This is a genomic window from Victivallis vadensis (assembly GCF_003096415.1).
Lineage (GTDB): Bacteria > Verrucomicrobiota > Lentisphaeria > Victivallales > Victivallaceae > Victivallis > Victivallis vadensis.
Window position 1 is genome coordinate 1 of record NZ_QEKH01000063.1, and the last position, 11,058, is coordinate 11,058.

15 protein-coding genes and 1 pseudogene are annotated in these 11,058 nt (G+C 51.5%); 11 read left to right on the plus strand and 5 right to left on the minus strand.

The features are described from left to right. The coding region (locus C8D82_RS20080; RefSeq protein WP_277353644.1) for a helicase-related protein at positions 1-2,244 on the plus strand (2,244 nt) is incomplete at its 5' end. Positions 2,245-2,256: 12 nt separating this feature from the next. Here the strand turns inward: C8D82_RS20080 and C8D82_RS20085 are convergent. The 3 genes from C8D82_RS20085 to C8D82_RS20095 form a co-directional block, all read right to left on the minus strand. Beyond that, entirely contained in the window at positions 2,257-2,841 is a 585-nt protein-coding gene (locus tag C8D82_RS20085; protein ID WP_116886092.1) for a hypothetical protein, read from the minus strand. Positions 2,842-3,131: 290 nt separating this feature from the next. Beyond that, the gene (locus tag C8D82_RS20090; protein ID WP_116886080.1) at positions 3,132-3,509 is read right to left on the minus strand and encodes a type II toxin-antitoxin system VapC family toxin; all 378 of its coding nucleotides are present in this window, start codon (positions 3,507-3,509) and stop codon (positions 3,132-3,134) included. Further along, complete coding sequence (locus C8D82_RS20095; protein WP_116886081.1) at positions 3,509-3,754, minus strand: type II toxin-antitoxin system Phd/YefM family antitoxin; 246 nt, start codon at positions 3,752-3,754, stop codon at positions 3,509-3,511. The genes C8D82_RS20090 and C8D82_RS20095 overlap by 1 nt, the downstream gene beginning before the upstream one ends. Before the next feature lie 391 nt (positions 3,755-4,145). Here C8D82_RS20095 and C8D82_RS20100 point away from each other — a divergent pair, with 391 nt between their 5' ends. The 8 genes from C8D82_RS20100 (at position 4,146) to C8D82_RS20130 (ending at position 9,330) form a co-directional block, all read left to right on the plus strand. Beyond that, a complete protein-coding gene (locus tag C8D82_RS20100; RefSeq protein WP_116886082.1) occupies positions 4,146-5,678 on the plus strand; it encodes a ParB/RepB/Spo0J family partition protein in 1,533 nt (510 codons plus the stop codon). A gap of 117 nt (positions 5,679-5,795) precedes the next feature. Further along, positions 5,796-5,996, plus strand: coding sequence for a hypothetical protein (locus tag C8D82_RS20105; protein WP_116886083.1), 201 nt, complete (start codon positions 5,796-5,798; stop codon positions 5,994-5,996). A 9-nt stretch (positions 5,997-6,005) separates the two neighbouring features. Further along, entirely contained in the window at positions 6,006-6,857 is an 852-nt protein-coding gene (locus C8D82_RS20110; protein WP_116886084.1) for an ArdC family protein, read from the plus strand. Further along, positions 6,854-7,357 (plus strand): hypothetical protein, encoded by a 504-nt coding sequence (locus tag C8D82_RS20115; RefSeq protein ID WP_116886085.1) that lies wholly within the window; start codon positions 6,854-6,856, stop codon positions 7,355-7,357. Before C8D82_RS20110 ends, C8D82_RS20115 begins: the two co-directional genes overlap by 4 nt. A gap of 1 nt (position 7,358) precedes the next feature. Continuing rightward, positions 7,359-7,526, plus strand: a complete 168-nt coding sequence (locus tag C8D82_RS21455; protein WP_154419862.1) for a hypothetical protein — start codon at positions 7,359-7,361, stop codon at positions 7,524-7,526. Positions 7,527-7,530: 4 nt separating this feature from the next. Continuing rightward, positions 7,531-7,716 carry a hypothetical protein gene (locus C8D82_RS20120; RefSeq protein WP_116886086.1) on the plus strand — a complete coding sequence of 62 codons (186 nt, stop codon included), beginning with the start codon at positions 7,531-7,533 and terminating at the stop codon, positions 7,714-7,716. 24 nt (positions 7,717-7,740) lie between these two features. Beyond that, positions 7,741-8,700: a hypothetical protein gene (locus C8D82_RS20125; protein WP_116886087.1), complete on the plus strand. Its 960-nt coding sequence runs from the start codon at positions 7,741-7,743 to the stop codon at positions 8,698-8,700. A 129-nt stretch (positions 8,701-8,829) separates the two neighbouring features. Further along, positions 8,830-9,330 carry a PH domain-containing protein gene (locus C8D82_RS20130; RefSeq protein WP_116886088.1) on the plus strand — a complete coding sequence of 167 codons (501 nt, stop codon included), beginning with the start codon at positions 8,830-8,832 and terminating at the stop codon, positions 9,328-9,330. 70 nt (positions 9,331-9,400) lie between these two features. Here the strand turns inward: C8D82_RS20130 and C8D82_RS20135 are convergent, their stop codons facing one another. Then, on the minus strand, positions 9,401-9,811 hold the full coding sequence (locus C8D82_RS20135) for a helix-turn-helix domain-containing protein (protein ID WP_133245315.1): 411 nt from the start codon (positions 9,809-9,811) through the stop codon (positions 9,401-9,403). A gap of 82 nt (positions 9,812-9,893) precedes the next feature. Here C8D82_RS20135 and C8D82_RS20140 point away from each other — a divergent pair, with 82 nt between their 5' ends. Both C8D82_RS20140 and C8D82_RS20145 read left to right on the plus strand, forming a co-directional pair. Continuing rightward, positions 9,894-10,175: a hypothetical protein gene (locus tag C8D82_RS20140; protein WP_133245316.1), complete on the plus strand. Its 282-nt coding sequence runs from the start codon at positions 9,894-9,896 to the stop codon at positions 10,173-10,175. Further along, the gene (locus tag C8D82_RS20145; protein ID WP_116886091.1) at positions 10,172-10,852 is read left to right on the plus strand and encodes a polyamine aminopropyltransferase; all 681 of its coding nucleotides are present in this window, start codon (positions 10,172-10,174) and stop codon (positions 10,850-10,852) included. Before C8D82_RS20140 ends, C8D82_RS20145 begins: the two co-directional genes overlap by 4 nt. Before the next feature lie 62 nt (positions 10,853-10,914). Here the strand turns inward: C8D82_RS20145 and C8D82_RS22435 are convergent. After that, positions 10,915-11,058: pseudogene (locus C8D82_RS22435) on the minus strand (IS982 family transposase); the annotation flags it as partial.

The following is an 11,058-nucleotide window of genomic DNA, read 5'->3' on the forward strand; positions in this document are numbered from 1 at the left end:
GAAGAGCAGATCGCCGAGCTTGAACAGATCATCGAAGAGAGCGAGGATCAGGCCACCATCAAGAATGTGGAGCGGCAGAAAAAACGCCTGCTGAAGATGCTCGACAAGCTGAACGACAGAAAAGCCGAAGAGGATATCATCTATTTCTCGGACCTCGGCATCGACGCGCTGATGATTGATGAAGCGCACGCCTACAAGCGCAACTTCTTCCCGACCAAGCTGCAGCGCATCCGGGGGCTTGACCGCGGCGCCAGCCAGAGGGCGTTCTCATTGTGTCTGAAAATCCGTCATATCATGGAGAAAACCGGCGGCCGCAACATCTACTTCTCCACCGGAACGCCGGTCACCAATACCATTGCGGAACTTTGGAACATGATCCGCTACATCAGCCCCGCGACGCTGGAGGAGTTCGGTATCAGCACCTTCGACCGTTTCGCCTCGGTATTCTGCGGTGTGGAGGTGGCGCTGGAACAGGATGCGGCGGGACGCTTCCGGATGATACAGCGTTTCGCCAAATACTGCAACGTGATCGAACTCTCGAAGATGTTCCGAAGTGTCGCCGACGTGATTCTGGAAGAGGATCTGGCCGGAGTGGAGCGTCCTCCGATCAAAGGGGGCCGTCCCGAACAGGTCAATATTCCCCGCAGCCCGGTGATTTCCAGATTCATGGACTACCTCTGCGACCTGTACGAATGGTATGAGGATCACCCGGACAAGCGGCTGCTTTCGCATATTCCTCTGCTGATCTACGGCATGAGCCGCAAGGTGACGATCGATCCGAGGCTGATCGATCCGCGTTTTCAGGATGACCCGGAATCCAAGCTGAATGTCTGCGTCCGCAATATTCTTGACAAATACCGGACCTATGAGTCCGTCAAAGGGGCGCAGGTGGTTTTTTGCGACCTTTACCGCAATGTCTGCAACGGCGTCGAGCTGTTCAATGCCTGGCAGGAAATCAAGCGCAAACTGGTCGCCAACGGCATCCCCGCCGATGAGATTGCCGTGATCGGCGATTACAACACCGACAAGCAGAAAGCCGACCTGTTCGAGCGGGTGAATTCGGGAGAGGTCCGCATAATCATCGGCTCGACCATGAAGCTCGGAACCGGCGTCAACATTCAGGAACGCCTTGCGGTCGAGCACGACCTCGACTGTCCGTTCAGGCCTGCCGACGTAGAGCAGCGCAAGGGACGCATCGTCCGTCAGGGCAACATTCTCGAAGAGGTGGAGATCATCCGCTATGGAATCGAGCAGACGCTTGACGCCGGAATGTACGCGATTCTCGAACGCAAACAGAAATTCATCAACGACGCGATGAAAGGCCGCAGTTCCCGTACCGTTCAGGAGATCAACGATGACTGCGCGCTGGACTACGCCAGCTTTTCGGCAGCGATTTCCGGCAATCCGAAACTCAGGCGCAAGGTCGTAATCGAAACCCGCCTCAAGGAGCTGGATGTACTGGAGTTCCAATACCGGCGGAATCTCCGCAGCCGGCAGGAGCAGCAGAAAGCGCTGGCCCGGCAGATCCCCGAGATGCAAAAAGAGATCCCCGAATTGGAAAAATTCATTCAAGCCTATCCGGAGCTCCCACTCGGCAGCCTTCCGATCTACTACGGTGACCGGGAGCTGACCGGGACGCTGAAAAACAAAATGGAAGTGTTGGACAACATCCTGCGCGACGCTTTCAGAGCTGCCGCGAGGAACAGTTCGTTTGCAGATCCGGAGGGTATGCAGATCATGAAGCCGCTGACCATCGGTACGCTCAAATTCCAACTGGTCGCCAAGGGGTGCAGGGGGTGGCTCGATTATGACACCAAGCAGTCATGCGTGCAGTATCAGTTCGCCGACCTGGAGTTGCCTCATCTCCCGGTGCAACTGCAGAAAGAAGCGGATGACGCCGAAAAACTGCTCAGCGGCATCCGTAATCTCGTCGCGAACAAAGTCCGGGAACTGGAAAAAAGCCGTCAGGAGCTGGCGGCGAAGATCGCCCGGCTCGCCAAGCTCCGGTCAACTCCGCCCGAAGAGTTCGATGCGGCCGGCGAGCGCAGCGCCCTGTCGCTGGAGCTCGAACAAATCATCTACGAACTCAACAAAACCAGCGAAGGAATGCGCAAACGATATGAATCTGAAGAGGAACCGCTTCTCTCTGACTACTTCCCCATGCTCGGTAAAGTCAAAGCCCTCGGTAACGTCGAAATCCTCGACGGCGGCGAGGAAGATACAGCCGAGGAGAAGAGTGCATAACCAAATACGGATTTACTTTTCCAGAAAATCACTTGGTAAAAAGTATCCTTTAATACATTCCGGATTGCGAACACAAATTTGAATATGAGTCTTTTCCATGAAATATGCGTTGGGATAAATAGGTTCCCCTTCGAAATAGGGACTCCTGATTGAATCGAAGTCAGGATATCCCTTTTCCTTGTTCAGTTCTACCGCCGCATTAATGACGGCACAGTCCAATTTCCTGCTTTTTTCCGTATTTTTCGGTAACTGTTCCGACTGTGCCGCACAAAGGTCACATATGCCGCGGTAGGCTTCCCGTATTACATCCTGATGGCGGGAGTCCGTCAGATTGAGGCAATTCCCCAAGTCAAGAATAACCCCGATCACAGCCGGTTCAATTACTTTTCCCTTTGTTATCCGGGAATTTTTTTGACATTCAAGCGCCCAGTCCATGGCCCGGCAAGGGGCGTTTTCCCAAAAATAAATACCGCTGCCCAGCCAGTCATAGGAGTTTCTGCTGAATTTTAATTGAGTTTCTGCATTCAGCAGTTGCCGAACCAAAGATAAATCACACCCATGATACCCCAGAACAAACTGCGGCAGGGAGTTTCTCATTTGGAAACGGCCTCTCTTTTTCTGGATGTTACACCTATTTTTTGCAGAAAGGCCCGTGAAGATTTCGGAGAGCGGGAAAGCTGAGCAAAACATGCCCTTACTTCCCGCGCGGATATGGAAGTTCCTTTGGCTGCGATTGTCTTTTTTTGCATGTCAGCAGTTTTTGCCATAATAAACCTCCAAAGATTTCCTACTTTGACAATAATATACTTTCCAAGAACAAAAAATCAAATGATATAGAATTATTTCAAAAGCAAGACAGGAAGTTTCTATATCTGTATATTCTTAATCTACGGTCGAAATTCTTTCGCCGTCAATGAAGCGATTTCCTTATAATGTTTTTTATTGGCACTGCAAAGAGTCATTGTATGCTCACAGGCAGTCGCAAAAATCAAAGCATCAGCGAGTCCCATGCCGGATTTTAAACAGAATTCCTCCATGAAAACGGTCGCCCGAAGCGAGATGTTTTCATCAATCGGCACGGTTTGAAAGCCCAGCGAGGACAGAAAATCCTTGATCAGCTTTTGCTCGGCCTTATTTCGTGCTCCCTGAATCAGCTCCATGTAAGTGACGGCGGAAATGAAACGGTCTTCCGCACCGTCAATCACTGCCGCCGCCTTCGGATTACCGCGCAAGGCCCAGATCAACACATCGGTATCGAAGAGCATCAGAAACTCCTCGGCTTACGAAGTTCGCGAACATACGCGGAAACATCCTGCATATCTTCACGGTCGGCCCACATGCCGAATGCCGCAAGGTCGGCAGCTTTTATCTTCCTGGCCTGCTTTTCACCGGCAGGTACGATAACCGCCATCTTGCGACGGCGGCGAGTCAGCGTCACACGCTCATTGCGTTCGAGCGCCGACATGACTTTCTTCATATTTTTTCTCAGATCAAGGATACTTGCTTCCATTGCATACCTCCAAAGTGTACATGACAACTATACACTTTATTGATAAAAAATCAAGAGAATATTCTTCTCAAAGTTAATCTCTTCAACATCGATAAATCGTGTTTGAAGTATTCTCAATGTTATGTTTTCAGAGCTGAAGAGTAAATCGGCAACAGCTTGTTGCCGATTTACAAAAATAGTTTTCCGGTATTTTATAGCCATCTATTTCATCAATAAGCTCCCCAATAAAGACCAAAACGATTTCCCAAGCATAAGATGCAACCTTTTATCTATTATCTCTCCGGCGCAAAGCGCCGGGTGATTTGTCTGCGAAGCAAGGAATTTCCCGGCCCTGCGAGGTGAGCCGGGAAATTCCCGACGGAATATCCTCAACGCGAAAGGAAAGCAGAACATGAACACGAAACTTCCCGTCAGTCGAATTCAGTGTGAACCGGACCGTACCTACAACAAAGCGGATGACATGCACCTGCGTGCAAGCATCAGGAGCCGGCTGGACAAAGGCCTGAAGCCGCTGCTGCAGCCGGTCGCGCTGAAGAAGTTGGAAAACAATCCCGATTACGATTATGCGGTGGACGACGGCCGCCGCCGTTTTCTGGTGCTGCTCGACTTCAAATTCACGGAACTCGAACTCGGTCAGGATGCGATCCTGATCGACGGCGATTCGGAAATCAACGCTTATCTGGCGAACCAGCACACGAACCTCTCGCTGGCGGAAGAGATCGCCAAACTCTATTCCATGCGGGAAAAATTCCCGACGCTGGACGGCCTCGCCGCGGAGATCGGCCACTCTCCGAGCTGGGTGGCGCGCCGGCTCAATCTGCTGAATCTTTCCGAACTCTGGAAGAAGGCGATGGAGGGCAAGACCTTCGGCTATATGACGGTTTCGCACTACGAAACGATTGCGACATTTCCGCCGGAGATTCAGGATAATATTTTCGATTACATCCGCGGCGTCGAGGGCCGGGAGTTGAAAACCATGAGCGTGCGCAAATTCAGCGAAACGCTGTATGACCGGTTCGCCACGCTGCTGTCGAGCCTGCCGTGGCCGGAAGAAGGGTGCGGCGAATGTCCGGCCTGCCGGGAACGCCGTGATTCCGGCTTCCTGTTCGCCAACCTGCTCCCCGAACCTCGCTGCATGAACCGGGAATATCTGGAAAAGAAGCGCAAGGAATATGTGGCCGGCCTTGCCGCACAGGAGCCGGAGACGGTTCTTGTTTCGCAGAAGTACCACACTCAGGAAGAGGATGACCAAAAAGATGATGAAGATCCATTGGCAGGAAATCCGGTTCTCGGTCCCGGCGACTGGCGGGAAACCGACAAACCGGAGGAAGGTGTTCCGGCGATCATCGCGGACGGGCCGCGCGCGGGAACGAAAATCACGATCCAGCGTCCGAAAGCCTCTGAGGAAGCCGCTCCGAAAAAGAGCAAAACGCTGGCCGAGCGCAAGGAAGCGAAGATGCGCCAGCGCAAACGCAAGGCCATCGACATGCTGATGACCGCGATCAGGGATGGCAAATCCGCGACTCCCTCCCGAACCGCGATTTATTTGATGATCGCCTGCAAAGGGACCAAGCCGGCCTGCGGCAGCCAGTTCGACTACAAAACGAAAAAGCATGTTAATGCAGCCGGCCTGCCGGACAAAATTCAAAGCTACTGCTCCCTCGATGCACGGGAACTGACCGCCTCCGGGCAGCTCGACGAGCTGCTCTGGAACCGGGTCTGCGAAAATATCTTTTCCGAACTCACGTATGGGCAGAGCGGCCCCGAAGAACCGCGCTGGCAGGAAGCGGAGCTGATCGCGGGGCTGGTACAGTTCGATCTGGCCAAGGCGCTCGAAGAAGCTACCGTCCTGTTGCCCGATCCGAAAGCCTGGGAGGCGTTGGCCAGAGCCGAGGCGAAACACCCCGTGCCGAAAGCGGCCTGAGGATCGAATCCGGTGTTGATTTCACCTTGGAAACGCCGCTCCGCCGCCGAAAGGGCGGACGGGCGGGCGTTTCGTCAGTGAAAGGTGAAATCAACAACCAACCACAGGAGGTGCAGAATGGGTACGAAAATCAATGAAATGACCATGACGGAGATCGTGAACCGCGCGGTGGAGCTCGGCTTCCCGATGCGCAAAGCGAAGGGCGAAGTGTATTTCCACTGGAACAGCTCGCGCGAACTGAAAGCCTACCAGTTCGTTCTGGAGCACGATCCGGAACTGGCGGATGAGGATGACGACTATCCGGACGACGCGGCGTGAGGTGAAATCATGCAGGATATCTATCAGGAAATCACCGACCGGATGATTGCCGAACTCGAAAAGGGCAAGATTCCGTGGCATTGTCCGTGGCGCCCGGAAGAATGGCGTCACCGCAATCTGATCAGCGGGAAACCCTATCGCGGAATCAATGCGATTCTGCTGGCGATGAGTCCGTATGCTTCGCCGTTCTGGCTGACCATGCGGCAGCTCCGGAAACTCGGAGGCAAACTGCGTCCGAACGAGGGAGGCACGGCTGTCGTATTCTGGAAACTGTTTGAAAAAGACGAGGACACCGTATTGCCGGTATTGCGCTTTTATACCGTTTACAATCTCGAACAGACATATGGTATTCCGGCAAAGCACATTCCGCAGCTTCCGCCACGGGCAATCATCGAATTCAATCCGATCGAAGCCGCCGAGGAGATCATCGCAGGGTATGAGGAGTGCCCGCCGATCATCCACGGCGGCAACAGCGCCAGCTACAGCCCGTCACAGGACCGGATCAGAATGCCCAACCGCATCCAGTTTGAGAATGAGGAGGAATACTACAGCACCCTGTTTCATGAAGCCACGCATTCGACCGGACACAAATCCCGGTTGAACCGCCCCGGAATGGAACACATCAGTTTCGGCAGCGAAGTCTACTCCAAAGAGGAGCTGATCGCCGAAATGGGCGCCGCATTCCTCTGTACGCAGACCGGAATCGAACACGCCACAATCAAAAACTCCGCCGCCTACATCCAGAACTGGCTGGAACATCTGCGCAACGATAAAAAGCTGGTATTGCAGGCCGCCCAGAAGGCTCAGAAAGCGGTGGATTACATTCTCAAGCCTGTTCAAACGCAGGAGAAAGCCGCATGAAAACTTTCCGAAACTGGACAGCAACGGCCATGTCATTGACTTCTTTCCTCAAACCGGGTGACGAGGTCGATCAGGAGATGGCCGACTACTTCATCAATGCAGTCCCGCCGAAAACCATGACCACCGACTTGATTCAGCTCGGAGAACCGCACGATCACTTCCGGGATCAAGACCGGAAATACCGGCCGGTCTTTGCCACGTTGAAGCGGCAGGGAGGAAAATGGTTCTATGCCGGGATATGTTTTTCCGGCCAGTCCGAGCCGGCCCGTCACCATCTTTTCGTAACGCTGGAATCCGAAGTGCCGGATTTCGGATTCAAATACTATCGGAGTTTATGCAACCCCAAGCTTCAATATTTGCAGGACCGGTTCGGATATTGGCATGGGCTGGATTCCACCGGCAAGCCGGACGGCCCGCTGAAGGCTGGAATCGTCGTTCATATCTGTAACGCTGGCGGGACACGGATTTCAGAAGAAACCACTCGGCAATGGGAAGTATGACATGGGACAAATTTATACTCTGACGGAGCACTGCCCGGAATGCGGCGGTAACGAAATTCAGGTCATCGACCGCATCCTGAACGAGGAAACCCGCGAATATGAAAACCGCTGTATCTGCTGGTCGTGCGGACACGACTGGCACGAAACAGAAGAGAACAAAGAGGGCTAATTCCATGTATGCAATCTGGAACATCAAAGCAAGTGATATCGCCGCCGAATTGAATCGGTGCGGGACTTATGAGGAACGGAAGATTATCTCCGCTGCCGAAAAACTCGGCTATACCTGTATCGAAGAAAACGGCGATATGCTTGAAGCCATAGACCCCAATGGAGACCGTACAATTATCGCTGAACAATAAATTACTCAAAAGGAAAATATCACAATGAGTTATGGCTCTGCTTACAGCTCGCTGTTTGTCATTTGCAAAACAGTGAAGCAACGGGATGAACTGCTGGCTCGCTTTCAAAAAGAGAAACCGGGTCAGGGAGAGTTTATTGCTGAACTGCTTTCGGCAAGTTCGCCTCTGTATATCGACATCGATTTCCCCTCTGGTGAAGTATCACGCAATCTCGACAATTATCTTCTGGAACTTGATCGCTGGCTTTACGAGAATTTCAACCTCCGTCTGAAAGGCCACTGGCAGTTGGAGGTTGATGACGGCGATTTTCGATGTGAAATCGCTGAAGGAAAAATTTCCGATGCCGCTTTGAACTGGCTGAAAACCTATACGGTGGAACAGATCAATGACATCCGCAGATATGCCGAAAATATGTATCTGCCGGAATCCACATCTGTGTCTGATGATCCGGTGTTCATCTGCCCGAGCTGCAAGACGAGATCAATCGAAGTCGTGATGACCGACTGCATCGTTTCGGAAGAAATCCATTATCAAAATGGCGAACTGGTTTATGGTTTTCCGAAAATCCATGACAGTCTGAACTCTCATTACCAATGCAGCAACTGCGGATGGCGGCTCCCCGTTACGCCCAATCCAGTTGACGATGGCGTCTTGGAAAAGTGGCTGCGGCAGCGACCGCAAACTCCGGATGCTTTCCCGGACTATGCAGAGGAGATGTTCAAGCTCATCCGGAAGACTGGGCATCAGGCGGTAAAATTCTGCAACTGGCGGTTGGACCTGAAAGTGAAACGGAGTATGCCGCCCTTCTTCCTGCCGGGACTCTGCCCGACAACTTATCCGGATGCCGATCCGTCGCTGGATGACGACCTGCGGATGATCTGCCAGGATTTCGTTCGCCATGCTCTTGCCTCCGAATGCTGTCAGGAAGCACCGCTGGATAAAACCATCTACATGGCCTCTGACATCAGCGAACAGGAACCGTGAAAGTTTGCTCAAATTGCAGTGGTTCACAATGTATCCGGCTCCGGGCGGTTTTATCACCGCCCGTTTTTTTTCTGATGGAGTTTTGTCCCCGCTGGGAGCGAGGGACAAAACTCGGAAAGGAAAATTCAGATGAACAACAAAAATGAAAAAATTCTCTACCGCGTCAAAAGCAACCGTTTCCTCTTTGTCGCCAAAGCTGTCTGGGACATCATCTGGTTCAGCATTGGAACCACGATAAGTATCGGCCTTGGAACTCTGCTGCTCAGCGGAATTCTCGGCTTTCTCTGCAATGACAACAAACCGAATCTGCCGGTCATTTATCTCGGAGCGTCCTTGATTCCGTTGACGATCGCCGTCATAATCCTCCACATCATCTTGCTTCGGAAGAATCAGTTTTACACGATCAGCACCCAAAGCATAACCAGCGAAGGCGGGGTACTGATCCGCTTCAATCACACCCTCCGCAGGAACCAGATTCAAAGCGTAAGTTACACGCAGACGTTGATCCAGCAGCTCCTCGGCTGCGGCAACATCGTGGTCAGCACCGCGGCCTCCAGCCGAGGCGGAATCATTCTGACCAATATCGATCACGTGCAGGAAATTTATAAGGCGATCAGCTATAACCGGTAAGCAAAATATTGCCGTCTCAGATAACATGTTTTCCGAGCGAGGCAAAGACAAATGGCGCCGCCGTAACTTTTTAAATGAAAGCGTCAAGTTTCTTCTGTTCTTCGGCAGTCGGAACTGATTTTCCATGCTCCCAAGCTGAGATTTTTTTAACGGAAACGCCGAGAACTTCAGCAAGCTTGATCTGGGACAAGCCTTTTGCTTTCCGACGACTGCGGAGTGTTTCCGGAATACCCGGCATTGAGGCAGGTGAAACAATCTCCGGCTCCGAAGTCAGCAAAAACATATCCGGAACAACCGGCGGCGGCATTTCCTGCCCCAGGCGCACGGTCAGATTGACGGACCCCGCTTCCTGCGTCAATTGGAAATCTTCAATGGTAAACCGCAATTCAGGATATTGCCGATTTTTCCGATCAACAAGTTCGATAATCTCCTGGCGAATCATCCGCTGTTCATCCGGTGACAGCCGGGCCTGCTGGAACACGGAATCAATCCGCAACTGCCGACCGGTTACGGTGACGCCATACCGGAACGAGATTCTGAAGGCATGGTTTCGGCGCCAGACCTTGAAAGAAATTCAGGCCATGCTGCAGAAGCACGGCGTCACAATCTCTCTGCCGGGGATTTCCCTTTTCATCAAGCGGCACAAGAGCAAATATGATCCGAAAGCAGAACCGCAAAAGAAACGGACGCAATCAGCAAAAGCCTCACGTTCATCGGAAAAACTGAATGCACGGTTACAGGCATTGGAGAAGGTACTGGTTCGCGATTCCTCCGAAGTAGCCCGTGAATATGACCAGAAACGTAGCCAGCAGAAAAGTACCCATAAATTCACAGAAACCAAATGACAACAGATCATATGATACAATCAGAAAATTCTCTCGGATATGTCCGGGTAAAACACGCAGAATCCCCGAAATATTTGATTGAAGAATTCAGTGTTACAGAAGCGGACTCTTTCTACTTCAACCAAAGATGTCAGGCACAGAATCTTTCTGCCCAATGCATCAGGCCGGGGATTTACGTACACCTTCTGGATAAGCAGAAGGATGAAGTCGTCATGAGCAATATCCCGGCGGAAATCTATGATCACACAGAAATCTGTCAGAAAAGTTATGGCCGGGTATTGATTTGCGGGTTGGGCCTGGGAATGATTCTTCATCAGCTATGCCGCAATGACCATATTTCTGAAATCGTAGTAGTTGAAAAAGAACCTGAGATTATCAATATGATCGCCCCGGCGTTTCCGGAGGGCAAAGTAACCATCCTTCAGGGAGACGCTTTTCTTCCTGAAGAGTGCGGTATCACAGGCCAGTTCGATACCATATTCTTTGATATTTGGAACAACATTACTTCACAGACCTATTCCGAAATGCAGACATTATCTGCTCTCTGGAAGAATTGGCAGTCGCCGCGAATTCAGATTCTCCACAGGAAAGAGAAGTTAGCCATGGAAGCGCAGAAACGGCAGAAATTCAATTGTATGGAAAAAGAAATGAGGAAAAGTAATAAATGCCGTTTGTAATTTAGGAATTATTGACTATACTATCAGTAGAGAACTATAAATTGACGCCGTGTGCAAGTTTTTTAACAAAAAATCCGTTCAAATTGTAGAAGCGGATTCCCATATTTCTGATTGATACAGCAATTGATGGAATGTGCCAACAATTTCCTGCTAATCCGAACAGTCAAATGCCATAAATCTCGGGCTCTGATTTTTTCGGCATTGAA